Source organism: Streptomyces telluris, assembly GCF_024519335.1.
Lineage (GTDB): Bacteria > Actinomycetota > Actinomycetes > Streptomycetales > Streptomycetaceae > Streptomyces > Streptomyces telluris.
In genome coordinates, this window is the sequence record NZ_JANIID010000013.1 from 132,968 (window position 1) to 156,416 (window position 23,449).

General features: G+C 70.6%; 21 protein-coding genes and 3 pseudogenes. 16 read left to right on the forward strand and 8 right to left on the reverse strand.

Annotated elements, in window-relative coordinates; genetic code table 11:
* Positions 1-132 precede the first annotated feature (132 nt).
* Positions 133-1,965 (forward strand): annotated as a pseudogene (locus tag NQU55_RS16430) (helix-turn-helix domain-containing protein); the annotation flags it as partial.
* Here the strand turns inward: NQU55_RS16430 and NQU55_RS16435 are convergent.
* Positions 1,925-3,376 carry an MFS transporter gene (locus NQU55_RS16435; protein WP_240976267.1) on the reverse strand — a complete coding sequence of 484 codons (1,452 nt, stop codon included), beginning with the start codon at positions 3,374-3,376 and terminating at the stop codon, positions 1,925-1,927. The pseudogene NQU55_RS16430 and the gene NQU55_RS16435 sit on opposite strands and share 41 nt — an antisense overlap.
* On the opposite strand from NQU55_RS16435, the pseudogene NQU55_RS16440 reads away from it, so the two are divergent.
* Positions 3,310-3,609 (forward strand): annotated as a pseudogene (locus NQU55_RS16440) (DDE-type integrase/transposase/recombinase); the annotation flags it as partial. The gene NQU55_RS16435 and the pseudogene NQU55_RS16440 overlap by 67 nt on opposite strands.
* Before the next feature lie 10 nt (positions 3,610-3,619).
* Here the strand turns inward: NQU55_RS16440 and NQU55_RS16445 are convergent.
* The 3 genes from NQU55_RS16445 to NQU55_RS16455 all read right to left on the reverse strand — a co-directional run bounded on the left by NQU55_RS16445 (position 3,620) and on the right by NQU55_RS16455 (position 5,012).
* Positions 3,620-4,060: an LLM class oxidoreductase gene (locus NQU55_RS16445; protein WP_240976266.1), complete on the reverse strand. Its 441-nt coding sequence runs from the start codon at positions 4,058-4,060 to the stop codon at positions 3,620-3,622.
* Positions 4,041-4,325, reverse strand: coding sequence for a hypothetical protein (locus NQU55_RS16450; protein ID WP_168092292.1), 285 nt, complete (start codon positions 4,323-4,325; stop codon positions 4,041-4,043). The genes NQU55_RS16445 and NQU55_RS16450 overlap by 20 nt, the downstream gene beginning before the upstream one ends.
* Positions 4,326-4,403: 78 nt before the next feature.
* A complete protein-coding gene (locus NQU55_RS16455) occupies positions 4,404-5,012 on the reverse strand; it encodes an NADPH-dependent F420 reductase (RefSeq protein ID WP_168092291.1) in 609 nt (202 codons plus the stop codon).
* A 196-nt stretch (positions 5,013-5,208) separates the two neighbouring features.
* On the opposite strand from NQU55_RS16455, the gene NQU55_RS16460 reads away from it, so the two are divergent.
* Entirely contained in the window at positions 5,209-6,084 is an 876-nt protein-coding gene (locus tag NQU55_RS16460) for an RICIN domain-containing protein (RefSeq protein WP_168092290.1), read from the forward strand.
* A 992-nt stretch (positions 6,085-7,076) separates the two neighbouring features.
* Positions 7,077-7,604: a phosphoheptose isomerase family protein gene (locus tag NQU55_RS16465; RefSeq protein WP_168095190.1), complete on the forward strand. Its 528-nt coding sequence runs from the start codon at positions 7,077-7,079 to the stop codon at positions 7,602-7,604.
* Positions 7,605-7,733: 129 nt separating this feature from the next.
* Here the strand turns inward: NQU55_RS16465 and NQU55_RS16470 are convergent, their stop codons facing one another.
* Together NQU55_RS16470 and NQU55_RS16475 are read right to left on the reverse strand one after the other, a co-directional pair.
* Positions 7,734-8,864 (reverse strand): hypothetical protein, encoded by a 1,131-nt coding sequence (locus NQU55_RS16470; RefSeq protein ID WP_256790776.1) that lies wholly within the window; start codon positions 8,862-8,864, stop codon positions 7,734-7,736.
* 380 nt (positions 8,865-9,244) lie between these two features.
* Complete coding sequence (locus NQU55_RS16475) at positions 9,245-10,033, reverse strand: HalD/BesD family halogenase (RefSeq protein ID WP_168095188.1); 789 nt, start codon at positions 10,031-10,033, stop codon at positions 9,245-9,247.
* An 852-nt stretch (positions 10,034-10,885) separates the two neighbouring features.
* On the opposite strand from NQU55_RS16475, the gene NQU55_RS16480 reads away from it, so the two are divergent.
* The 6 genes from NQU55_RS16480 (at position 10,886) to NQU55_RS16505 (ending at position 14,947) form a co-directional block, all read left to right on the forward strand.
* Entirely contained in the window at positions 10,886-11,878 is a 993-nt protein-coding gene (locus NQU55_RS16480; RefSeq protein WP_168095187.1) for an isopenicillin N synthase family dioxygenase, read from the forward strand.
* Positions 11,875-12,711 (forward strand): HalD/BesD family halogenase, encoded by an 837-nt coding sequence (locus tag NQU55_RS16485; protein ID WP_168095186.1) that lies wholly within the window; start codon positions 11,875-11,877, stop codon positions 12,709-12,711. The genes NQU55_RS16480 and NQU55_RS16485 overlap by 4 nt, the downstream gene beginning before the upstream one ends.
* Positions 12,708-13,628 carry a methionyl-tRNA formyltransferase gene (locus NQU55_RS16490; protein ID WP_256790777.1) on the forward strand — a complete coding sequence of 307 codons (921 nt, stop codon included), beginning with the start codon at positions 12,708-12,710 and terminating at the stop codon, positions 13,626-13,628. The genes NQU55_RS16485 and NQU55_RS16490 overlap by 4 nt, the downstream gene beginning before the upstream one ends.
* A 187-nt stretch (positions 13,629-13,815) precedes the next feature.
* On the forward strand, positions 13,816-14,217 hold the full coding sequence (locus tag NQU55_RS16495; RefSeq protein ID WP_168096028.1) for a hypothetical protein: 402 nt from the start codon (positions 13,816-13,818) through the stop codon (positions 14,215-14,217).
* A 50-nt stretch (positions 14,218-14,267) separates the two neighbouring features.
* Positions 14,268-14,552 carry a hypothetical protein gene (locus NQU55_RS16500; RefSeq protein WP_168096029.1) on the forward strand — a complete coding sequence of 95 codons (285 nt, stop codon included), beginning with the start codon at positions 14,268-14,270 and terminating at the stop codon, positions 14,550-14,552.
* Positions 14,549-14,947, forward strand: coding sequence for a PIN domain-containing protein (locus NQU55_RS16505; RefSeq protein ID WP_168096030.1), 399 nt, complete (start codon positions 14,549-14,551; stop codon positions 14,945-14,947). The genes NQU55_RS16500 and NQU55_RS16505 overlap by 4 nt, the downstream gene beginning before the upstream one ends.
* Positions 14,948-15,355: 408 nt before the next feature.
* Here NQU55_RS16505 and NQU55_RS16510 read toward each other — a convergent pair.
* A pseudogene (locus NQU55_RS16510) lies at positions 15,356-16,002 on the reverse strand (transposase); the annotation flags it as partial.
* Between the two features lie 779 nt (positions 16,003-16,781).
* Here NQU55_RS16510 and NQU55_RS16515 point away from each other — a divergent pair.
* The 6 genes from NQU55_RS16515 to NQU55_RS16540 are packed head-to-tail and all read left to right on the forward strand — an operon-like array spanning position 16,782 to position 22,418.
* The gene (locus NQU55_RS16515) at positions 16,782-17,723 is read left to right on the forward strand and encodes a metal ABC transporter solute-binding protein, Zn/Mn family (protein ID WP_168096031.1); all 942 of its coding nucleotides are present in this window, start codon (positions 16,782-16,784) and stop codon (positions 17,721-17,723) included.
* Entirely contained in the window at positions 17,720-18,637 is a 918-nt protein-coding gene (locus NQU55_RS16520) for a metal ABC transporter ATP-binding protein (protein ID WP_256790778.1), read from the forward strand. Before NQU55_RS16515 ends, NQU55_RS16520 begins: the two co-directional genes overlap by 4 nt.
* Complete coding sequence (locus tag NQU55_RS16525; protein ID WP_168095326.1) at positions 18,634-19,581, forward strand: metal ABC transporter permease; 948 nt, start codon at positions 18,634-18,636, stop codon at positions 19,579-19,581. The genes NQU55_RS16520 and NQU55_RS16525 overlap by 4 nt, the downstream gene beginning before the upstream one ends.
* A gap of 47 nt (positions 19,582-19,628) precedes the next feature.
* Positions 19,629-19,937 (forward strand): DUF1490 family protein, encoded by a 309-nt coding sequence (locus tag NQU55_RS16530; protein ID WP_168095325.1) that lies wholly within the window; start codon positions 19,629-19,631, stop codon positions 19,935-19,937.
* A 2-nt stretch (positions 19,938-19,939) separates the two neighbouring features.
* Positions 19,940-22,120 carry a heavy metal translocating P-type ATPase gene (locus NQU55_RS16535; RefSeq protein ID WP_168095324.1) on the forward strand — a complete coding sequence of 727 codons (2,181 nt, stop codon included), beginning with the start codon at positions 19,940-19,942 and terminating at the stop codon, positions 22,118-22,120.
* Between the two features lie 13 nt (positions 22,121-22,133).
* Positions 22,134-22,418 (forward strand): hypothetical protein, encoded by a 285-nt coding sequence (locus NQU55_RS16540; RefSeq protein WP_168095323.1) that lies wholly within the window; start codon positions 22,134-22,136, stop codon positions 22,416-22,418.
* A gap of 579 nt (positions 22,419-22,997) precedes the next feature.
* Here the strand turns inward: NQU55_RS16540 and NQU55_RS16545 are convergent.
* Complete coding sequence (locus tag NQU55_RS16545) at positions 22,998-23,396, reverse strand: VOC family protein (protein WP_168095322.1); 399 nt, start codon at positions 23,394-23,396, stop codon at positions 22,998-23,000.
* Between the last annotated feature and the right edge of the window lie 53 nt (positions 23,397-23,449).

The following is a 23,449-nucleotide window of genomic DNA, read 5'->3' on the forward strand; positions in this document are numbered from 1 at the left end:
ACTGGCGCGCCGCCGGCCGGCGGCGGTAAGCCTGAGCCTGTGCCCATGTCCGACGTGTTCGACGATCACACCGAGACCCCGTACCTTGCCCTGCTCGCCCGCGGCGCGCCCGCCGGGGAGTACGAGCGTCCGATGCTCCGCGCCCGCGCCGACGGGGCACCGCCGGACCGACTCGCCGCCCTCGACCGGGCCAAACATCTGGCCCTGCGCGTACGGGCCGAGCTGGAGGACCGGCGGCGGCGCGAGGCCGAGCTGTCGGCCCTGTTCGCGACCGCCCACGACCTGGCCGGCCTACGTGACCTCGACGCGGTGCTGCAGGCCATCGTGCAGCGGGCCCGCTCTCTCCTGGGCACGGACGTCGCGTACCTCACCCTCCACGACCAGGCCGCCGGCGACACGTACATGCGCGTCACCGACGGCTCGGTCTCGGCCCGGTTCCAGCAGCTGCGGCTCGGCATGGGGGAGGGGCTGGGCGGGCTGGTCGCCCAGACCGCCCGCCCCTACGTCACCGACGACTACTTCGACGACCCTCGCTTTCAGCACACCCGGGCCATCGACTCGGGGGTCCGTGACGAGGGCCTGGTCGCGATCCTCGGCGTGCCGCTCAAGCTCGGCAGCCGCGTCATCGGGGTGCTCTTCGCGGCGGACCGCCGAGCCCGTGCGTTCGAACGCGGGCAGACCGCGCTCCTCGCCTCGTTCGCCGCACACGCCGCCGTGGCCATCGACACGGCGAACCTGCTGGCCGAGACCCGTTGCGCCCTTGCCGGGCTGGAGGCCGCAAACGAGATCATCCGCGACCGCAGCGCCGTAATAGAGCGCGCCTCCGACGTCCACGACCGGCTCACCTCACTCGTCCTGCACGGCGGCGACGTGCACGATGTCGCCGCGGCCGTCGCGGAGAGCCTCGGCGGACAGGTCACCTTCCTGGAGGCCGGCCAGTTCCCCACAACCGCCGTGGACCGCTCCCGCGCCGTACGGCACGAGGACGGCTGGTACGCCGCGGTCTCCGCAGGCGGTGAACTCCTCGGCGCCCTGGTCCTGCACGGGCACCCTGCGCTCGACCCCGTCGACCAGCGCACCCTGGAACGGGCGGCCATGGTCACCTCACTCCTGCAACTCGCAAGCCGCCAGGCGGGCGAGGCCGAGCAGCGGGTACGGGGCGAGCTGCTCGACGACCTCCTTGACGCGCCCGGCCGCGACCCGCGCCTGCTGAGGGAGCGCGCCGCACGCTTGCGCGCGGACCTGGACACACCGCACGTGGTCCTGGCGGCGAGGGTGGTGGAGGGAACGACAGATGCCGCGCGAGGCTGTGCTTCGAATGAACCGAGTCAGGCGAGGCATGAGGGAGGTCGCGTCGGCGACGGGTCCGCAATCACATGGCCGTCCCCACCCGCGGACCACCGGCAACGACTATGGTCCGCAGCGTCCCACTTGGCGGCGACCCGGCAGGGCCTGGCCGCGGCCCGGGACGGTGGCACGGTGCTGCTGTTGCCGCATGATGGGCGGCACAGCCCGTCCGAAGCGGCCTGCCGTGCCGCCCGCCAGCTCGGCGCCGCGGTCCCCGGCGGCGTCACGGTGGGCGCCTCCGCACCCGTACCCGCTCCGACGGCCCGCCCCGGAGCCGTGGCCGACGCCTACGCCGAGGCAAGACGCTGCCTCGATGTGCTGCACGTGCTCGGCCGGGACGGAGAAGGCGCGGCCGCCGACGACTTCGGCTTCGTGGGGCTGCTGCTCGCCGACGCGGGCAATGGCGCCGGGGGCGGAGGTGGGGGAGAGGACCGTATCGGCCGCTTCGTGGCCCGCACCATAGGGCCCGTCGTCGACTACGACACGCGGCGCGGCACCGCGCTCGTCCCCACCCTGGACGCGTACTTCGCCGCCGGCATGAGCCCGGCCCGCACCAAGGACGCCCTGCACGTGCACGTCAACACGGTCGCCCAGCGTCTGGACCGCGTCGGCCGCCTGCTGGGCCCGGACTGGCAGACCCCTGCCCGTTCCCTGGAGATCCAGCTGGCGCTCCGGCTCCACCGTCTCGCAGCCCCGACCCCGGCCCCTGCTTCGCCCCCGCCGCCGTCGGATCGTCGAGGTCACGGTGGCGCGTCTCCGGCGCGAGAGCGACCGCGACCAGAGTGAGCACGACGGCGGCGATCACGTACAAGGCGACCGGCGTGCCGCTGTCGTACTCCGCGAGCAGCGCGGTGGCGATCAGCGGGGCCGGCGCACCGGCAGCCACGGACGCGAACTGCGCGCCGATCGAGGCACCCGAGTACCGCATCCGCGTCGCGAACATCTCCGAGAAGAAGGCCGCCTGGGGCGCGTACATCCCACCGTGAAGCACCAGCCCGACCGTCACGGCAGTCACGAGCCCGCCGAAACTCCCGGAGTCCACGAGCGCGAAGAACGGAAACGCCCAGAGCCCCACGCCCGCGGCTCCCGTCAGATAGACGGGCCGCCGCCCGATCCGGTCGGAGAGGGCACCCCAGGCCGGGATGGCCGCGAAGTGCACGGCGGAGCCGATGAGCACGGCGTCGAGGGCGGTCTGCTTGGACAGCTCGGTGTGCTCGGTGGCGTAGACGAGGATGAAGGCGGTGATGACGTAGTAGCTGATGTTCTCCGCCATACGGGCACCCATGGCGACCAGGACGTCGCGCCAGTGGTCCCACAGCACCGCGACGAGGGGCGGTTTCTCCGGCTCACCGGAGGAGGCCCGTGCGAGGGCGGCTTTGAAGACCGGCGACTCGTCCACGGACAGCCGGATCCAGAGCCCCACGATCACGAGCAGCCCCGACAACAGAAACGGCACCCGCCAGCCCCACGACAGGAACGCCGCATCGGACAACAGCGCCGTCAGCGCGGACAGCACCCCGGTGGCGAGCAGCTGCCCGGCAGGAGCCCCGGTCTGCGGCCAAGCAGCCCAGAACCCCCGCCGCTTGGCATCCCCGTGCTCGGACACCAACAACACAGCCCCGCCCCACTCCCCACCCAGCGCAAACCCCTGCACGAGCCGGAGCAGAGTCAGCAACACGGGCGCCAGCGACCCGACGGCGGCATGGGTAGGCAACACCCCAATGGCGCACGTAGCACCCCCCATCATCACCAGACTCACCACAAGCAACCGCTTCCGCCCCAGCCGGTCCCCGAAATGCCCGAACACCAACGCCCCGACGGGCCGCGCAACGAAGCCCACGGCGTAGGTGAGGAAGGAAAGCAGCGTCCCGACGATCGGATCGGACCCGGGAAAGAAGAGCTTGTTGAAGACGAGCGCGGCGGCGGATCCGTAGAGGAAGAAGTCGTACCACTCGATAGCGGTCGGACCCGCAAGCCGGTACCCGGCCCGAACTCGTCGGCCGCGACTTCGCTCCCGGAACGGCCGCATTCGACACCTGCTGGTGCGGCGACATCACCTACATTCCCACCGATGAGGGCTGGCTGTACCTGGCCACCGTCATCGACATCGCCTCCCGGCGGGTGGTCGGCTGGGCCACGGCGCACCATCTGCGGACCGAGCTGGTCGCCGACGCCCTCAAGACGGCCTGCCGGCAACGTCGGCCGGCCCGTGCGGTGATCTTTCACTCGGACCGCGGATGTCAGTACACCAGCGCCGAATTCGCCGTGTCCGTCAAAGCGGAGCAAGCTCACTGTATCCCTGTCCCCGTGGCAGTACGACCTGTACAGCCACGTGATCGGCGCCCGCCTTCGGGTACTCCTCGACGCGGGTGCGGGTGCGGGTGCGGGTGCGGGTGCGGGTGCGGGTGCGGTCGGCGTCGCCGAGTGCGACGAGGGCGTCGAGGAGACGGTCGCTGCCGCCGCTCTCGAAGTCCTCGTCGGCGTAGCCGGCGCGTTTGAGGCTGTTGGTGTAGTTCGGCAGGGCCAGATAGGTGGTGAGGTAGACGCGGCGGTGCGGCGGGCGCGGGTCAGGTCGGTGTCGAGAGCGGCCTTCATCCATCTCGGGTGCGAGGAAGGACTGGTCCCCGAGGATGTCGCGGGCCTGAGAGGTGAACTGCGGTGTGACGAGGTACGGGATGGCGCGCGCCGCGGGGTCACGGGCCAGGCCGAGCATCTTCGGGCCGATCGCAGCCAGTACCCGCCGGCCGGCGGGCACCGGCGCGGGGGCGGCGCGCCGTGGCGGCGACGTCGGCGGCCCCGTACTGCCAGATGCTGAGGATGCTGGTGGCCACCATCACGCGGTTCGTCGCCGCGAGCAGGTGGGCGGCGTGGTCGATGCCCGGGCTGCCGCCGATCCACAGGGCCGCGAAGCCCATGTCCTCAAGCGCCGCGGCGGCCTGGCCGACCTGTCCGGCCTCGGCCGGATCGTCCGTTCGCAACCAGCTGCTTCAAGATACCGACGGGGCCGAGGCCCGGGACGGGTGCTATGTCGCTCGTCCTCTTCCGTCCCGACGGAATCAGAGGGCGAGCAGGTCTTTGCGCGGGCCGCCGAGCGGTCCGCCGCTGTCGAACAGGGGCCCGCCCTCGGCGAGGGTGCCGGTGTCGACGGCCTGGAAGCCGGCGCTGTCGGCCAGGTCGGCGACCTTCCGTTTCGCGGTGGTGTCGTCCCCGGCGAGTAGGACGATGCGGCGCCCGCCGTCGACGGCCGGGTCCTGGGCGAGGACCTGGGAGGGGTAGGTGTTGAAGCCCTTGACCACGAGGGCGCCCGGGAGGAGCGAGGCGATGACCTCGGTGGGCGGGCGGCCGCCGGTGTCCGCGTGCTCCAGGCCGCTCGCCGTCTCCCGCAGCGGGTTGACCGGGACGAGGACGGTGCGTCCCTGCCAGGAGGAGACCGAGGCCACCGCGCTCTCCTTCTGGTCCCACTGGACGGCCAGGACGACGACCTCGCCGAAGTCGGCGACCTCCTGCGGCGTCCCGGCCGACGCGTTCTTGCCGAGCTCGCCGACGAGCGGAGCCAGGGTGTCCGGACCGCGGGAGTTCGCCACCTTCACCTGGTGCCCGGCCCGCGTGAAATGCCCGGCCAGCGCCCTGCCGAGCCGGCCGGTACCGATGATTCCCACCTTCATGGCCCCACCGTCGCACACCTTCGCGCACCCCGCCTCCCGGCGGTTCGGGCGCCGCGCTCGACCGGGTTGCCCGGCCGCCCGGATCGTGTGGGTCAGTGACTGGATTTGATCACTGTTGGTGATGCGGTCGGGACCCTAGAGTGATCATGTGGCCCGCGGTACGCGGGAGATGCGATCAGAGAAGGACGGAACCAGGGTGACGGTCAAGATCTTCGAGGGCAGTGGCGTCGAGGTGTGCCCTAAGGGCTGGTACGCGCTGTACGAGCACGAGGACTTCAACACCAAGGAGCGTGGCCGCGTCCTGCTCTCCGACCAGACGCTGGGCGACGTCCGGGCGTTCGGCTTCGAAGGTCGTGTCCTGTCGGTGGTGGACCACACCGAGCAGAGCCTCGCCCTGCACGTCGAGGCGGACTTCAAGGGCTTCGCCGCCCAGGTGGGCCCGCGCGACGAGCTTGCGTCCATCGCGGAGAAGGACACGCGGGAGATCGACGACCTCGGTGCCATAGTGGGTGCCTCCCGCACCACCCTGGGCCCGGCGCTGAAGAACCGGACGGCCTCCATACGCATCTTCCCGCACGGCTCGGACGCCGCACAGGCGGCCCGCAAACCGGCGGTCGAGGAGGGCACCTACATCCTCACCAACGTCGCCAGCGGCAAGGTGCTGGACATCCTGGGCAACGAGAAGGAGAGCGGGGCGAACGTCGGCCAGTACACCCGCCACGGCGGCCCCAACCAGCAGTGGACCTTCAAGGCTGTACGGCGCGCAGGTCGCCAGTCCCCGTGGGACGTCACAGGCGAGTACGAGATCATCTCCAAGGCTGGCGGGCTGTTCCTCGACGTCGACAAGGCCGGCCTCCAGGACACCGCCAACATCCAGCAGTGGACGGGTAACGGCGGCACCAACCAGCGCTGGTGGGTCACCCCGGTCGACGATGGCATCTTCGTGATCAGCAACGTCCTCAGCGGCAAGGCCGTGGACGTCGCCGGCATGTCGATGGACAACAGCGCCAACGTGCAGCAGTACACGTTCAACGACACCAACGCGCAGAAATGGCGCCTGGAGCGCGTCTGACAGCCGGTAGCGCGGCCTGAAGGGATCCCGGGGGCGTGCGGTTTCGCCGCGGCGAAACCGCACGGCGTCTCCACGTGGACGGCCGGAAGAAGCTTCGTTCGCCCCTCGGCCGCCGGACTCGTGGCGTCGTGCCCCGGGTCCGGTCGGGGCCGGGGTCGAGGACATTCATCTGCGTCCCAAGGGCCCGAAGGGCGCGGACACCCTCGGTCCCGCGATCGTCGCGGAGACCGTCACTGCGGTGCGCGCCGCCGTCCCCGGGGATCGCTGTCGGTGTCACCGCGGGGGCGTGGATCGCGTCCGGTCCCGAGGAGCGCGCCGCGCTCATCCGCTCGTGGACCGTCGTCCCCGACCACGCTTCGGTGAACTGGCAAGAGGACGGTGCCGACCTGGTCGCGGGGCGCTCTGCGGGACACAGGCGCGGGCATCGAGGTCGGCAACTCCTCCGATACCCAGGCTGCCCGGCGCTCTCGCTCGTCGCCGTTCGCCCGCCGGATGGTGCGCGCCCTCGCCGAGGTCACGGACCACGATCCCCCCCAAGGCGCCGGCCATTGCGGAGGACTGCTGCACGACCTGGGCGATGGTTTTACGGCGTCCGTGCTGGCCGACGCGGGCAACTGGCCCGCCATCAACCACGGCGTCACTCTGCGGATCACCCCGGTGACGGGCGATCCGGCCCGCCCCCTGGCGGGCGGAGACACCTTCGTCGAGCACGCCGCAGGACCGGAGGGCGACACGGAGTACACCTTCCCCTGGACCGTCCAGGAAGCGACCCCGAACACACGCCTGACCATCGTCTCGCAGGCGGAACTGGGCAGCGGGAACCCCTGCTGCCAGACGATCACTTACGAGTTCGCGCCCTCGGGCCCAGGAACCCTCTTCACCCGCACGATCCGTGTCGACTTCCCCGACGGCCTCCTCGAAGCGGCCCCGAAGCAGCAGGCCGATTCCTTCCAGAACTACCTCGGGCAGCAGTACACGATGGCGATGATGTCGTGGCCGTCACCCGCAGTGCGGCCAGCGCCCTGGCGGCGAGGGCCGACCTGGCTTGTGCCTATCGCAGCTGTGACATCGTCGTGGAGCCCCGACAGGTCCTGTTCGGGCAGCTTGCCCACGCACTGCTGGAGGCGCTCGGTGCCGAAGGCGACTTCGCCGTGCTCTCCGAGGTGTACGCGGCGCTGCCCGGCACGCTGTTCTCGGCGCTGCGGGAGACCGAGGATCTCAACGGCTCGATCGCCACCGCGCTGGCTGATGAGGTCATCATCTATGTGCTGGCGGCCGGGCCCAACTACGGCAGCGGGTACGCGTTGGCGATGTGTTCGTTGATGGAGCGGCAGTGGAAACACGCGGCCTGTTTCCACGCGGGGGAGTTCCTCCACGGTGCGTGCGAGATGCTCACCCCCCCCAGCAGGCGGCTGTCTTGCTCCTGGGAGAGGATGCCACCCGGCCGATCGCCGAGCGCGCCCGGGGCTTCCTGCGGGAACACACCGCGAAGGCCCACTGCATCGACAGCCGTGAGCTGAGTCTGCCGGGTGTGCCCGGGTATCTGCGCGGTGAGTTCGCCCCCATCGCCCTCACCTCCGTCGCCAGTCGTCTCGCCCGGTACTTGGAGGCTGTGCGGGAGCACACCGTGGTCGGGCATCGTTACATGGTCAAGCCTCCCTGCTGACACCGTCCTTGGGGCCTACGGTACTGACGAGGGTGAGAAGGGCAGTGTTGTCCTCCACGTGATGTCCGAGGGTGAGGGTGTGCCGGGGCAACCGGGCGAGGCAGGCGAGTGCGGGGCCGACGGTCGCTCGCTGGTCGGGCAGGATGCGGAAGATGTCGGGGTAGCGGGCTTCGGTGGTGCCGGTGAAGAAGTCGTCCTCGCCGATCCTGCGGTCCTCGTGGGTCTCGGCCGCGGTGGCGGTGGGGCTGGTACGGGGAAACAGCAGGCAGCTGGCGCGTCCCTCTGCGGCCAGTGCAAGGCCGAGCCAGTCCGCGAGCTGGTCGGGGAAGAACTGCGGCTTGAGCTCCCGTCCGTTGTCGTTCCACAGCGGTGTGCGGTGGCCTGCCGCGAGCGCGTCGGTGACCCGCCGGTCCTGGGTGGGGTGCAGGCGTTCGCCGCGGAGGGTGTGCTCACGTACCGGGTCGTACAGGTCGAGGGCGTCCAGCAGCCCCAGGCCGATGGCCGCTGCCGAGGGCCAGGGCAGGACCCGTACGCCGTCGCCGGCGGGGCGGACGAAGACCCGGTCGTTGGCCAACAGCTGCCATCCGCACCGTGCCAGCAACAGGGCGCACGTGGTCTTGCCCGCGCCGTGACTGCCCAGCACAAGAATGGTCCGGTCGCCGCGGACGACCGCCGAGGCACGCAGGATCGACCAGCCTTCCTGCAGCAGCCGGCCGCGCACGACCTCACGGGCGAGCCGGGCAGCGGCCAGGGCCACGGACTCCTCGTCGCACCCCACGATGCGGATGTGCCCGGGCCGCACCCGGTAGCCGAGCCGGTCGCCGGGCTGGGCGGCCGTGACCATACCGCCGCTGCCGTTCTCGTACAACGTCGGGGCGTTGGCGTACACCGTCTGCCGGTGTGCACGTGATGTCAGGTGCTGTACGTACTTGGCGAATTGGTTCTCGTCCACGTCGGCGCTGACCAGAGGCTCGGTAAACGGGGCGCCGGCCTCGGCCGCCTGCCACCACCGGCCGAGGTAGCGCAGCGCCCAATCGGTTACCGCGCGCGTCCCGCTGACCACGGTGACGTCGCGCTCGGCCGCGGTAATGCGGGTCGCATGGCGAACCACCACGGAACCTCCTCTGCCGGTGGGTGCAGATTCAACCTGCAGTGGTGTAAGCATAGTTGGCGGTGAGCCGGGAGCTGGTGTTCCTGGTCCAGCAGAAGCTCCGTACGCCGTGTCCGAATTGGCTCGCTGGCCCGTGTCCGTCACCGTTGAGCCTGCACAGGAGCGCCCGGCGGACGACCTGGTCGGCTACCACCACGAGCCGCTCGTGACGAGCTTGTCGGCTCCGGCCTTCTGTTGTCCTCGGACAGGCGGAGATCCGGGCACAGTCGACGAGATCCTCCTGGCTTCCATGGTGCGCAACGTTCGTTGTCACCCACGTCAGCCGATGCCACCCGTCCGAGCCGGCGGGTGCCCGAGGCCGCTGCAGCCTGGGCGGCCAGGACTCAGTGATCTCGGCCGAAGTGAAGTCGCCGGGTGTATTCGTTGAGCGTTTGACCGGGCTTGGAATTGAAGGTCAAGGTGGCATTGATGCGGGGCGTGCGGCCGCGGACGGGGGTGACGCGGTGCATGGAGACACTCCCGGCGTGCAGGACCAGCGTGCCGGAGGCAGTGGGCAGGTGCCGGAGAGGGGCGGCGGGGTCCTCGGCGGTGATGCGCCGGAAGGCGTCCGGGTCACGCCGCACCCGGTCACGGGAGCGGAGGGCGTATTGCAGGACGCCGCCGGACTCGGGGGCCCGGGCGTGCAGCAGTACGGAGTACTCGCTGATGTCGAAGTGCCAGTCCTGCTGGTCGCCGTCACGTTGGATCTGCACGACGGCGGCGCCGAGCGGATCGGCTGAGCGGTGGACCGGGCCGCCGACCACCGCGGTGATGAAGTCGAGCAGCAGGTCCCACTGATACAGGGCACGCACGGGGGAGAGGGGTGAGATGCGGTCGTAGGGCACGTCGGTCTTGGTGTAAGCCAGGCCCGTCTGGCGGTCTTCGCCGGCCTCGGTGTGGAAGAAGACGTCGCTGGTTCCGGAGAATCGGTGACCGCCCTGCCTCTCGTCGGACAGAGCATGGTGCACGATGCGCCGGGTGGTGCCAGGGCGCAGGAAGCCCTCAAGCGCAATCAGCCCTTCCCTCGAGAAGGTCAGGCGTGCGTCGTCGACGAAGCGTCGGCCGGCATCGCTGGCGAGGTCGTGCAGTGGATAGCGCCCGTGGTCGATCAGTTCCAGGGTCCGTGCGGTCACTGGTCATCCTCCAGAGGCGGAAGCCCGGTCGCTGGGGCCCCTGCCGGGACGCGCTCGCCGACTCGTTGCCTCTTGACGGTCTCCCATGCTGCCCGGCCTGGCAACGGGGCATGCCACGGACAGGCAGGGGCGTGGCGGCACCAGTGACGAGGGTGCGGCTTGCGGTAGCGGCAGCGGACGCCGTCAAGGATTCGACGCCATACCCGGCGGAAACGGAGACGGCGGCACGGATGCCACGGCCGGAGGCGACGGTGCCGTGATCGTCCAGGGAACCGACCTGCGCCCTCCGGCTCACCGTCGGCAGGTGGTCAGGCCGCCGAGACCTTTGCTGCGTACCCGGGCAATGCCGAGCCGGGCTGGGCCAAGAAGACGTGGACGCGTACGCAAGACCCTCGAGACCACCGTATACACGAGAGAGGCGGAGGCAGCGCGCACACCGTTGTGCCTCCCCAAGCGCTCACCCGTAGAACGGCGCGCGCATCTGGAGGAACAGCGAGGCTCTCACAGGGCTTGCGGAAGCCGGGGGCGACGAGGGCGAATGGGCCTAGTCATGCGACCCGCGCGGACCGGCTCTCCCAAGAGCATGCTGCGGGTGCCGCCAGCACAACCGCATCCCTTCCGGAGACCGGTCGGCCGGACCACACCGTTCGGGCCCTCGTGAAGCGTTGCTGATGCGTCAAGGGGCGCGCTTTACGGCTACGGAGACCGGGCAGAATAGCGGACGGTTCGGTAGCGTCGGCGCACGCAGCAGACGGATGACTTGGCCATCACTACCGAGTAGACCGGGCCCCGCAGGCCGGCAATCGGTCCGGGCGACGGGTGCGGACGCCGCCGGACCGGAAGGGGAGAAGCATGGCCGACAACGGTTCGCTGCCCGTCGTGGACCTGTCTCTTGCCGACGGTGCGGAACTGCAGCTCCAAGTGCTGGCCGCGGCCCGTGAGACGGGTGTCTTTCACGTGATCGGGCATGGTGTTCCCCATGCGCTCTCGGCCGGAGTCCTGGGAATGGCGCGGCGGCTGTTCGCTCTGCCGCCAGCCCCGTTACGGGAGATCGAGAATCTGCACTCGCCGCAGTTCCGCGGCTATTCGCGGCTCGGTGGCGAGCAGACCGACGGCCTGCCGGACTGGAGGGAGCAGTTCGATGTCGGGCCGGAGCGCTTGCCACGGACCCTTGGTGCCGACGATCCGCCCTACCTCCGTCTGATCGGGCCGAACCAGTGGCCGGCGGCGCTGCCGGAGCTGCGGACCGTCACGCTCGCCTGGCAGGCCACGGTCCAGGACGTGGGCCAGCGGCTGATGCGGCTGATCGCCGGGGGACTGGGCCAGGGCACGGACTATTTCGACCGCTGGTTCGACGACGAAGCGGCATGGTTCCTCAAGCTCCTGCACTACCCGGGCCGTCATGCCGGCGAAGCCGGCGCCGGTATCGGCCCGCACCGCGACTACGGCTACCTGGGTCTGCTGCAGCAGGACGGGATCAGCGGCCTGCAGGTACGGACCCGGGCAGGGGAGTGGGCCGAGGCGTCATCACGGCCGGACACCCTGCTGATCGTCGTGGGGGAGATGCTGGAGATCGCCTCGGACGGCTACCTCACAGCTGCCGAGCACCGGGTGGTCAGCCCGCCGCCGGGCACCGACCGCTACGCGGCCGCGTTCTTCCTCTCGCCCCGGCTCGATGCGGTCGTGGAACCGATGCCGCTGCCACCGCGGTTCGCCACCTCGGCCGGGGGCGTGGGCCGGGCTCCGGACAACCCGCTGCCGGCGGCGTACGGGGAGAACGCGCTCAGGGGCTGGTTGCGCTCGCACCCGCACGTGGTCGAACGCTGGTGGAGCGACGTACGGTGAGCGCCTCCGGCACCGGCCCGGGGCCGTTCCCGGGCACTACGGCGGGTTCCGCCGCGCAGAAGCAGAATGCCTCGACGTGCGCGTTGCTGACCTCGTTCGACGAGCACCTCGCCGGTGCTGGGCGCTCCCGCTGCTTGGCCGACGCACGCACGGCCTTCGCGGAGACCGGCTTCGTCAAGGCCGGATTCCTGGCGCCGGACCTGGTCAAGGCCCACCTGGGGGCCGAGGCCCGCGCTCTGGCCGCCGCGCACGGCGTACGGCGGGACATGGCTCTCGCCGAGACCGGCTTCACCCCACGCCGCATGCGCAACGTCCGCAGACGAGAGATTCACCGGCACGGCCGCCTGATACCCGCCCTGTACGGCCACCCGGCCCTCCGCCGGGCTCTCGGCCACGTTGCCGGTGAGGACGTCCTGGAGTGCCCGTACGAGCCCGAGCAGTACGTGATCACCGAGCTGACCGTCCGCGGGGACACACATGGCTGGCACTGGGACGACTACAGCTTCGCCCTGGTCTGGGTGATCGACTGCCCGCCACCCGCCGACGGCGGATTCGTCGAATGCGTTCCCCACACGACCTGGGACAAGGACGACTCTCGGCTGCACCGCCTGCTCATCGACCGTCCCCCTCACCCACTGCTGCTCGCGCCGGGCGACCTGTACGTCATGCGCACGGACCGGACCCTGCATCGCGTGCACCCCCTCCACGCCGGACGGCGGCTGATCGTCAACATGGCTTACGCGTCCCGGTCCGACCTCGGCAAGCCCGTCAGCCACGAAACCATGGATGCCCTGTGGGCCGAGGGCCCCGCCACCCCCGGAGGTTTCACATGAGGATCGTCTTCCTCGGCTACGGAGAGATCGGCGCGACCGTGCTGGGACCGCTGGCGGAACGCCACGAGGTGACGATGGTGGTCACCCATGAACCGGCCTACGCCGGGCTGAGAGAGCAGCACGTCGTCACACTCGCCGAGAAGCTCGGCCTGCCCTTCCGCTTCGCCCGCCGTGCCGACGAACCCCAGGTGCTGCCCGTACTGCGCGAAGCCGCCCCCGAGGTACTGGTCTCCGCGAACTGGCGCACCCGACTCCCCGAGAGCGTCCTGAACATCCCCACCCGCTACCCCGTCAACGTCCACGACGCGCTGCTCCCCGCCTACGCGGGATTCGGATCGGTCAACTGGTCCATCCGCAACGGGGAATCGAGGATCGGCCTGACCGTGCACGTCATGGAACGCGAACTCGACACCGGCCCGGTGCTGCATACCGTCGAGGTGCCCATCGGGGAGGACGAGACGGCCGGCTCGGTCTACGCGGCACTGCTGCGCGAGTACCCCGACGCCGTGCTCACCGCGCTGGACCGCATTGCCCAGGACGTGCAGCCCGTGCCTCAGCCGACGGAGGGGGCGTCCTTCTACCACCGCATTACGGAAGCCGACACCCGCATCGACTGGTCACTGTCCACCAATCATCTGTTCAACCTCATCAGGGCACAGAGCGATCCCTTCCTCAATGCCTGGTGCACGGTCGATGGGCGGAAGCTGTACGTGAAGCGCGCCAAGCGCCCCGTCCGCGCCTACCGGGGCACCCCGGGGCGGGTCGTGAAACACGCCGAAGGCGGAGTCGCGGTCAGCTGCGGCCCGAGCTGGATGCAGGGATCGGACGGCATCATCCTGCTGGAGGCCCGGTGGGAGAAGGAACAGCCCGGCCCGGCGGAACGGATTCTGCCCGGGCCTGGGATCCAGCTGGCCTGACGGAACTGAGCCAGGTCGTTCGCACCGGTAGGGCGTGGTGGCGGGGCCGGCGGCGCTTCAGAGCGCCGGGGGCGGAGAGGCAGGCCGACCGCCGCTACCAGCGTCGCGCGGCCGCCGTCGACGCGGCGATGCCCGGGCCTCCGAGACCGAGCGCCGTGCGGCCACCGAGCAGCGGCTGCAATAGGACGTGACGGCCAGGGCCTGGGGGAAGGCGTACGACTGGGAGCAGGTCCGCGCCCGGCAGACCACCGCCAAGGCCCGCGCCACAGCCGCGGCCGCGCCGCTGGCCGACGAAGCCCCGGCCGCGTTGCCCGCGCCGCGCCCGGCCGTCGTCGCTGCTCCGGAGCCCGCCGCCGACGACGAGGGCCAGGAGCTGATCCTCGAGGAGCTCACCCGGGACCAGGTCCTGGACTGGTGCTATCGCGCCGCCGACCACCAGCTGGTGTGCGACCACATTGACCGGTACGGCGAGCACTCCGCACAGCGCTGTCCGGGCACGTGTGAAGCGGCCGGATGGTCTCGGCGCGATTGGTACCTGTACGTACCAACCGGGGCCGTCTGGAGCGGTCGGCCTCATGCCCCTGCCTAGGCGGCGTGGAGCTCTGGCGGCGAAGGCTGTAGTAGAGCTATGGTGACTCTATGGCTTCGACGACGATCCAGGTCCTGCGGGAGACACGCGATCACCTTGCCGAGCTCGCGAAGGAGCGCGGTGTGAGCATCGGCCAGCTGGTCGACGCCCTCGCTGCGGCGCAGCCGACCGCGGCGCAGCGGGCGGAGCGGCTGGCCGCTGACCGGGAGGCTGTGCGGCGGATGATCGGTGTGGAGATCAGCGACGAGGAGTTCGAGCGGGCTCCGGATGTGCTGGGCAACATTTACAAGATTGCCGCTGAGAAGGTCCGGGCGGCCCGGGGCACCGCCGCGTGATCATCCTCGATACCAGTGCCGTCAAAGCCCTCGCCGCCGGCCACAAGACGCTGAACCTGTTGGCGGGCAACATGGCCCGCACGCCCGGCGACCGGCTGAACATTCCCGCTCTGTGCCTGATGCAGGCCGAAGCCGACGACGCGGACCTCTCCCGCCGTGTCCTCGCCCTCTCCTCCGTCGTCATCGACAACCTCGACACGGCCGCCGCCGTCACCGTCGGCACCCTGATCCGAGACGGCTACGGCGGCCCCGACACCTGCCACGCCCTGTACTGCGCACTGCCACGCCCAGAATTCACCGGCATGTCCATCCTCCTCACCGGAAACGAGAACGCCTACCCGCCCGGCATCGTGACGGTGGACATCGACTCACCCGGAATGCTCGGATTCCCGTAAACACCGAAGGCGAGCCAGCACCCCCTTTCCGGACCAGCCTGGCAAGGGCCTGCTCCGATAAGGGGCGTACGCGCCGTGCTCATGCGGGGCTCCGCCAACCGCATCCTCTCTGTGACGAGGCGGCATGCTGAAACAGGGGCTGGCGGCGACAGCCGGGACGCCGGTGCCTGGCCTTGGCCTCACCCGGGTCGCGCTGGGGTGGCCGCAGGTTCCTCCCCTCCGCCTCCCACGCGGCACGGGAGGCGGTCCCGTGCTCCTCGTACGTCGCACGGGACCGCCCCACAGCTCCCGGTACCCGGGTCCGCAGCGTGGTGGTGGCCGGGACCCGAAGCTCCGGGCCTGATGGCCGACCCGGCCTGGGAGCTCCCGGCCGCCGGCGAAGCCGTGCTGGACCGCTGGCCCGCCCTCGCCGCCGTAGCTGCGGACACGTGCGCGTTCGCGTCGTTGGGCGGCCAGGATGTCCGGGTGGCGGGTGTTCTGGTTTCGCCAGTGCAGGTAGGGCGTGCAGGGCCCGGGTCTGGACGCTGCGGTTGGGGTGGTTCGAGTGGGCGAGGGTGAACTGCCACAGGGGCCCGAAGCGGGCCTCGATGGGGTTGGCCCAGGACGCGTAGGTCGGAGTCAAGCACAACTCGACCTTGTTCCGGGCCGCCCACCTGCGGATTTTCCAGTTCGCGTGGGCGGAGAGGTTGTCGAGGATCACGTAGATAGGGGCGCCGTCCGGGCGGGCCGCGCGGATCGTCCGCAGGGCCGCCCACCCGCCGATCGGACGGATACCGAGCGGGCCGAACTCGTCGAAGGCGAAGGTGCGGTCCGGCCGCGCGTTGATCGCGTACTCGATCCGGTCCAGCTTGGCGTCGAAGTTCCGGGTCCGGGGATTCCTTCCAGGTCTTGGTCCGCTGGAAGGAGATCCTCCGGCGGACGAGCACACGGCGAAGGGCTTCACGTCCGATCCGGACAGGGCGGACGATGTTGCGTCGCAGGTGTTCGACGAGCTTGCGGAGCGACCAGCGCGTGAACGGTTTGCCCAGCGCGGTCGGGCGAGTTGTGGCCGTCTCGGCTCCGGATGGGGTGTCGTACCACTCGATGGTGGTCCCGATGAGGCTGGCGACGACGATTCTGGGGAGCGAGTTGGGAGTTGGAGTGTGTGGCGAGGGGCTGGCCATGGTCATCGCTTCTGGGTGGGCGAGGGGCGCGTCATTGCGTCGCCTCACCGTAGGAAGGTGCAGGTCAGTGGCCTATGCGGCGGGGGACCACGCTTTGGGGGCGGGGTGTGAGGGTGGCGCCCATGAGGGGGTACTGCAGAACCTGCGTACCACTCGACTCACTTTAGAAATTCGGTGCGGAGTAATGTCGCGACTGGCTGATCTGGCACCCGGGTGCCGACTCCCGTGCCGGTGCACAATCCCCTTGCCCTGGAGCGGCGTTGGGGTGTTCTCTGAATTGAGAGAAGGGTGTCCATCCTCAGGGAGGCGAACGACGCATGACCCCTTGCGCCCCTGTCTGCGGCGCCGGCGCGGGCTGTACCTGAGGTTCACGCTGCAACTGCGGATGCCAGTCAGGCGGCCCCTGCCGGTGCGGTGGCTGATCAGCAACCAAGAAGTTGCCGCCGCACGCGCATGAGTAGTCAACCCACGACGCACTGAAATCGGCGACTGCCACCGAGGTCCGGCCCCGCCGGTGGGAACTCCCCCAGCGGGGCCCGGTCTGTCCGCCGCGGTAGGAGCGAGAGTCGCAGGGTGATTCTTCGAAGGCTTTCTTCGGCTGGAAGCGATGTCATCCCCGGGCGATAATGAGGTGAAAACCGTTTCGCTTTCCTTTCTCCGTGGAGATGCGCATGCGGGTTTCTGCATCGCTCCTGCCCCTCCCCTTGGCCTTTGTCGCCGCGCTCGCGCTCGCGCTCTCAGGGTGCAACGGTGCATCGGCGCCGGGAACGGGCGGCACGGAGCGAGGGGGCGCACCGGATTCGGCCGTGCCGGTCGTGGCGTCCACCAATGTGTACGGGGACATCGTGCGGCAGGTCGGGGGCGACAAGGCCGACGTCGTCTCGCTCATCAGCGATCCGGCCCAGGACCCGCATTCGTACGAGGCCGGTACCCGCAACCAGCTGGCGCTGTCCCGGGCTCGTGTGGTCGTCGAGAACGGTGGTGGCTACGACGAGTTCGTCGGCAGGATGTTGCGGGCGGCGAGCAACCCGTCGGCCGACGTGATCAGTGCCGTGCAGGTCTCGGGCAAGACTGCGCCCGCTGGCGGGGAGCTCAACGAGCACGTCTGGTACGACCTGCCCACGGTCGGCAAGCTGGCCGCCCGCATCGCCGACTCGCTGGCGAAGGCCGCACCGGGTGACGGCGACCTGTTCCGGCGGAACGCCCAAGCGTTCCAGGGCCGGCTCAAGGCCCTTGAGGCCGAGGAAACGCGGATCCGTAGTGCCCATGAGGGCGCTGCGGTCGCGGTCACCGAGCCGGTGCCCCTGTACCTCGTTGAAGCGTGCGGTTTGCGGGACCGTACGCCCCCGGACTTCGCCGAGGCCGTCGAGGAGGGCACCGAGGTCTCTCCCGGCAGCATGCGGCAGATGCTCGACCTGTTCTCCGGCAAGCGCGTCGAGGCACTGGTGTACAACCAGCAGACCTCCGGGCCCCAGACGGAGAAGGTCAGGAAGGCCGCGAGCGACCACGGCATCCCCGTGGTGCCGGTGACCGAGACACTGCCGCCGGGCCGGGACTACGTCGGCTGGATGAAGTCCACCATCGGGGAGCTCGGGAAGGCGCTGAACGCATGACCGGCCACATCAGGAGCCATGCAGTCCCCGCCGCCGCTCCGGAACGGACTGCTCCGGAATGGGCCGCTCCCGAACAGGCCGATCCGGCCTTGCCCGCGGTCAGCCTCCGTGGTGCCGCGCTCGCTTACGGCGACCGGGTCCTGTGGCGTGACCTGGACCTCGACGTGCGGCCCGGAGAGTTCCTGGCGGTGCTGGGCCCCAACGGTTCCGGCAAGACCAGCCTGCTGCGGGTCCTGCTGGGCCGCCGGCAGCTGACCGCCGGACGGGTGGCGGTCCTCGGCATGCCGCCCCGCAGCGGCAGTGGGCACATCGGTTACGTCCCGCAGCACAAGGCCTTGACCGCCCCCACGCCGCTGCGGGCCCGGGACCTCGTGCGGCTCGGGCTGGACGGTCACCGCTGGGGGCTGCCGCGCCGGACGGCCGCGGCCCGGCAACGGGTGGAGGAACTGCTGGCCATGGTCGGCGCCGGCCCGTATGCGGATGTACCCCTGGGCCTGCTGTCCGGCGGTGAGCTGCAGAGCATCCGCATCGCCCAGGCGCTGGCGCCCGACCCGCAGCTCCTGCTCTGCGACGAGCCGCTGCTCTCCCTGGACCCGCACCACCAGCGGACGGTCACCGCACTCGTGGACGCGCGGCGGCGCTCGGCGGGCACCGCCGTCGTCTTCGTCACCCACGAGATCAACCCCGTCCTGGGCCTGGCGGACCGCGTCCTGTACCTGGCCCCGGGCGGGCACCGGGTCGGCGCGACGGAAGAGGTGATGACCTCGGCCACCCTGTCCCGGCTGTACGGGACACGGGTCGACGTGGTGCGGGTACGCGACCGGATCGTCGTGGTGGGCGCCCCGGACGACGGCCCCGGGCACAGCCACGAGCGCGGCGACATGACGGCTCCGAACGGGGGCCCGCCGCCATGAACGGGTACCCCCGCGCCTGTCCGGGCGCCGCCGCAGGAGTTCTTGCCGACGGTGGGCAGGACGACGGCGTGCTCGACCAGATCTTCGGCTTCGACCACTACGGCGAGTTGCTGGCGCTCGCGCAGAGCTCCCTCCTGGCCGGGGCGCTGCTCGGCCTGGTCGGTGGCCTGGCCGGAGTCTTCGTCATCATGCGGGACCTGCCGTTCGCCGTGCACGGCATCAGTGAACTGTCGTTCGCCGGGGCTTCCGTGGCGCTGTTCCTGGGATTGAACATCGTTGCCGGTTCCATCGCCGGTTCTCTGCTCGCCGCGGTGGCGATCGGTCTCCTGGGGGTGCGTGCCCAGGACCGGAATTCGGTCATCGGCATCATCATGCCCTTCGGCCTCGGCCTCGGCGTGCTGTTCCTCTCCCTCTACAAGGGCCGGGCGGCGAACAAGTTCGGCATCCTCACCGGCCAGATCGTCGCCGTCGCCTCGCCGCAGACGGCATGGCTCCTGGGCACGTCCGTGGTGGTGCTGGCCGCGCTGGCGGCCATGTGGCGACCGCTGACCTTTGCCAGCGCCGACCCGGAGGTGGCGGCGGCCCGGGGCGTACCCGTACGGGCCCTGTCCACGGCGTTCATGCTCGTCCTCGGCCTGGCGGTGGCCCTGTGCGTCCAGATGGTCGGAGCGCTGCTGGTGCTCTCGCTCCTGGTAACGCCGGCCGCCGCCGCGGCCCGCGTCACGGCGTCCCCGGTGCGGCTGCCCCTGCTCAGCGTCGCCTTCGCGCTGGTGTCCATGGAAGGCGGGCTCCTCCTCGCGCTCGGGGGCACCCTGCCCGTCAGCCCCTACGTCACGACGATCTCCTTCGCGATCTACCTCGGCTGCCGGCTGAGAGGCGTGCGCCATGCCCGCCATGCCCACCGGCTCGGCTCGTCGTCGTACGCCGGTCAGGCGCACACTTGAGGGGGAGCTTTTTTTCGAGCCCGCCCTGCACGACGGAGGGAGGCTTCATGCACCCGGTCGCTCTGGCCGGCGCCGCAGCCGGCCGTCTCGCGCACTACGCGATCTCGGGCGTAGTGGGGGGCCTGATCATCCAAGGAGCCGCCAAACGGCTCCCCGAGGCGAAGCCCGCCGCCCGGAAAGCCCTGGTCGGCAGCATCGCCGGCGGCATCGTTGCCAGCCGGTGGCTGGCCTCGGCCGCCGAGGACGCCCGGCTCAAGGCCGGGGACATGCTGGCCGAAGCCCGCACCACGCTCGGCGAAGAAGCCCCGCCGCCGTCCGCGGTCGCCGCCGAGCAGGATCACGGACACGAGCACTGATCATGACCGCCGTGGTCGTGCGATCAGTGGCCGCGGGCCGCGCCCGGCTCACCGTTTCCTGGCTGCGCACCCGCCCGGGCAGCGCCGGTGAGGTCGACGAACGACTGGTCGGCCTCACAGGATTCCGCGCACTGCGCGTCTTCCCCCGGACCGGGAACGTCGTCATCTGGATGGCACCGGATCAGCTGGACGTGGACCGCATCGCCGCCGCCCTCGAAGAGGCGCCGCCCGCCACCGCGCCCGTGAAGGCCGCCCGATCCCTGCCGGACTCCTCCACCGGCGAGGTCGCCCGGCTGGTCGTCGGCGGGGCGGTCCTCGCCCTCATCGGACTGCGCCGCCTCCTGCGGCGCCCCCGCCTGTCGTTCGGCTCCTCCGGCTTCGCCGCCGCGATCACGCTCTTCACCGGCCTGCCCTTCTTCCGCGGCGCCCTGCGCTCGCTGCGCGGCCGCAGCTCGCCGGGCACCGACACGCTCGTCACCGCGGCGACGGTGATCTCACTCGTCCTGCGCGAGAACGTCGTCGCACTCACCGTGCTGTGGCTGCTGAACATCGGCGAGTTCCTCCAGACCCTCACGCTGCGCCGCACCCGACGCGCCATCGAGGAACTGCTGACCATCGGTGAGGAGCACGTCTGGCTGGTGAAGGACGGCGTAGAGGTCGAAGTGGCGCTCGAACGCGTCGAGGCCGGCGACGAGGTGGCCGTGTACGAACACCACCGCATCCCCGTCGACGGGGACACCGTCTCGGGGGAGGCCCTGGTGGATCAGGCGGCCATCACCGGCGAGGCCCTGCCCGTCTACGCCCGCGCCGGCTCCCAGGTCTACGCCGGCACCATCGTCACTTCTGGCTCGCTCGTCGTCCGGGCCACCTCGGTGGGACGGGACACCACCGTCGGGCGGATCATCAGCCGGGTCGAGGAGGCCCAGACCGACCGGGCCCCCATCCAGACCGTCGCCACCCGCTTCACCCGCCGGTTCGTCCCCGTCTCCTTCGCCCTGTCCGCAGTGACCTACGCCGTCACCCGCGACGCGCGCCGCGCGATGACGATGCTGCTCATCGCCTGCCCGTGCGCCGCCGGCCTCGCCACCCCGACCGCCATCAGCGCCGCCATCGGCAACGGCGCGCGCCACGGCACCCTCATCAAGGGCGGCACCCACCTGGAAGGCGTCGGCCGTGTCACCGCCGTCGTCTTCGACAAGACCGGCACCCTCACCTTCGGCCGTCCGCTGGTCACCAGCGTCGTCACCCTCAGCGAGCGGTACACCGCCGACCAGGTACTCAGCCTGGCCGCCTCCGGGGAACTGCACGCACTGCACCCACTCGCCCAGGCCATCGTCGCCCGCACCGAGGCCGAACGCCTCCACATCCCCATCCACCAGGCGTGCGAGGTCGTCCTGGGCATGGGCATGCGGGCCGAACTCGACGGGACCCGCCTGCTGGTCGGCAGCCCGGCTCTGCTGCGCCGGCACGGTCTGGAACTCACCGAGACCGCTCGCGACTGGAGCGGGCAGCTGCGCGCCGGCGGCGAGACCGTCATCTGCCTGGCCCGGGACGACGATCTCATCGGCATGCTCGGCGTCTCCGACGCAGTGCGCGACGGCGCCGAGACCGTCGTCCGCCAGCTGCGCGAACTCGGCGTGGAGCGTCTGATCCTGCTCACCGGTGATGCCCCGGAGACCGCGCAGGTCGTCGCCGACGCCCTCGGCATCACCGAAGTCCACGCCCACGCCCTGCCGGAAGGCAAGCTCCAGCTGATCCGCGACCTCCGGGCCGAGGGCCACACCGTGGCGATGGTCGGCGACGGCACCAACGACGCCCCGGCCCTCGCCCTCGCCGACGTCGGCATCGCCATGGGCGAGCACTCCTCCCACGTCGCCCTGGAAACCGCCGACATCGCCCTGGCAGGCAACGACCTGCGTCAGGTGGCCGCAGTCGTCGAACTCAGCCGCCACACCCTGCGCGTCGTACGGCAGAACTACGGACTCGCCATCGGCGTCAACCTCACCGGCCTCCTCGCCGGCGCCGGCGGCACCCTGAACCCCGTCCTCGCAGCGCTGCTCCACAACACCAGCAGTATCGCCGTCGTCGCCAACTCCGCCCGCCTCGTCAACCACACGCCCCACCTTCCGCCGGTGCACGGGGAGGTCAGGGCGGCCCCCTTCGAAGAGCACCGCGTCCGATGAAGTGAGCCCCGCCATGGCCAGCCGTCGCTTCCACCTCGACCTTGCCGGACATTCGGTCTCGGTGCTCGTCGGCCGGGGGACGGCGCCGATCGAGGTGCTGGTGGACGGCAAGGTCGTCGCTTGCCGACGCCCCGGACGCGGTGCGGGTGTCATCTCCTTGGAGGCCGAGCTGCCCGGGGAGCCGCCGCAGCCCGTGACGGTCCTGGTGAGCCGGCCCAAGGGCGATGACGCCGTCATGTGCGCCCTGCAGGTCGGCGCCGACCGCTACCTGATGCCGGACGTCCCTCTCACTGTCTGAGGGCTGCTCGTTGCTTCGGTTTCGGCTGTAGTGCCGGGTGGGCGCAGCTGAGGCATCGGTGCCGATGTTCTGACATTTGCCACGGTCGAGCGGATGCCCGAGGGTCGGCCGCCACCCCGTGGCGCGGCCGGTTGCCGGACACGCGTCCGGGCTCCCCAAGCTGTCGGCGAGCTGCGTGGCCGCTCCTGCTCACTACGTACCGTGATTGCTCTGGAGCGTTGAGGTCCGTCGGAAACGTTCATGGACAGACCGACGTTGAGCGATGTGCCACCTGAGAGTGTGGCGGTGCGGGAGGAGTGGTCGAGCACGTCGTTCTCGCCGTGCGCCGCGCCGGCGGGTGTTCCACTTGGCAAGGCAGCGGCGGGAGGTCCCGGCTTCCGCAGCGACCGTGTGTGATCGGATGTCCGGCGTCGATCCGCAGGCGCAAGCGCAGACGTCCTTCGACGGTCGACGGTCGACGGTCGACGGTCGGCGGTGCGTTGCGATGCCCCTTGCTGGTGGCGCTCCTGAACTCGGCCACCGCGTTCATCGGGAGCCCTGGGGATCTCAGGGCTCCCGCGTGAGCGGCTGCGAGTGGCGTCAGCGTGCGAACTTTTCGATGGCCGCCGGGGTGACGGGGGTGAAGAAGTTGACGAGGTTGCCGTCGGGGTCGCGGAACAGCAGCGACCGGTTGCCCCAGGGCATCGTGGTGGGCTCGGTGACGAAGTCGGTGACGAATCCGGTCAGGTTCTGGTGAACGCGGTCCACGTCCTCGACGAGGAACTCGGTGATCACGCTGTGGTTCTCCGCCGGGCGGGCGGAGCCCGGGGCGAACAGCGGGACGGTGCGGGTGCCGGCGATCGCGAGGGTGGCGCCCGCGGTCTTGAGCTCGGCGAAGTCCTCGGTGGCCCACGACGCCCGCGCCCCTGTGGCTCGCTCGTAGAACTCGACGAGGCGCGCTACGTCGCCGGTGATGATACGGATCGAGACGAAGTCCATGGGAATCTCCTTGGCTGTGCTGGAGGCGTGCACCTCGCAGGCTAGGAGAAATA

Excerpts from the sequence above, each read along its gene's own strand:
- NQU55_RS16455 (WP_168092291.1), bottom strand. The coding sequence starts at position 5,012 with ATGAAGGTGGGAATCATCGGTACCGGCCGGCTCGGCAGGGCGCTGGCC.
- NQU55_RS16540 (WP_168095323.1), top strand. The coding sequence starts at position 22,134 with ATGGCCAGCCGTCGCTTCCACCTCGACCTTGCCGGACATTCGGTCTCG.
- NQU55_RS16480 (WP_168095187.1), top strand. The coding sequence starts at position 10,886 with ATGGCCGACAACGGTTCGCTGCCCGTCGTGGACCTGTCTCTTGCCGAC.
- NQU55_RS16445 (WP_240976266.1), bottom strand. The coding sequence starts at position 4,060 with ATGCTCGGCCTGGCCCGTGACCCCGCGGCGCGCGCCATCCCGTACCTC.
- NQU55_RS16535 (WP_168095324.1), top strand. The coding sequence starts at position 19,940 with ATGACCGCCGTGGTCGTGCGATCAGTGGCCGCGGGCCGCGCCCGGCTC.
- NQU55_RS16500 (WP_168096029.1), top strand. The coding sequence starts at position 14,268 with ATGGCTTCGACGACGATCCAGGTCCTGCGGGAGACACGCGATCACCTT.
- NQU55_RS16530 (WP_168095325.1), top strand. The coding sequence starts at position 19,629 with ATGCACCCGGTCGCTCTGGCCGGCGCCGCAGCCGGCCGTCTCGCGCAC.
- NQU55_RS16520 (WP_256790778.1), top strand. The coding sequence starts at position 17,720 with ATGACCGGCCACATCAGGAGCCATGCAGTCCCCGCCGCCGCTCCGGAA.
- NQU55_RS16545 (WP_168095322.1), bottom strand. The coding sequence starts at position 23,396 with ATGGACTTCGTCTCGATCCGTATCATCACCGGCGACGTAGCGCGCCTC.
- NQU55_RS16515 (WP_168096031.1), top strand. The coding sequence starts at position 16,782 with ATGCGGGTTTCTGCATCGCTCCTGCCCCTCCCCTTGGCCTTTGTCGCC.
- NQU55_RS16525 (WP_168095326.1), top strand. The coding sequence starts at position 18,634 with ATGAACGGGTACCCCCGCGCCTGTCCGGGCGCCGCCGCAGGAGTTCTT.
- NQU55_RS16490 (WP_256790777.1), top strand. The coding sequence starts at position 12,708 with ATGAGGATCGTCTTCCTCGGCTACGGAGAGATCGGCGCGACCGTGCTG.
- NQU55_RS16435 (WP_240976267.1), bottom strand. The coding sequence starts at position 3,376 with ATGCGGCCGTTCCGGGAGCGAAGTCGCGGCCGACGAGTTCGGGCCGGG.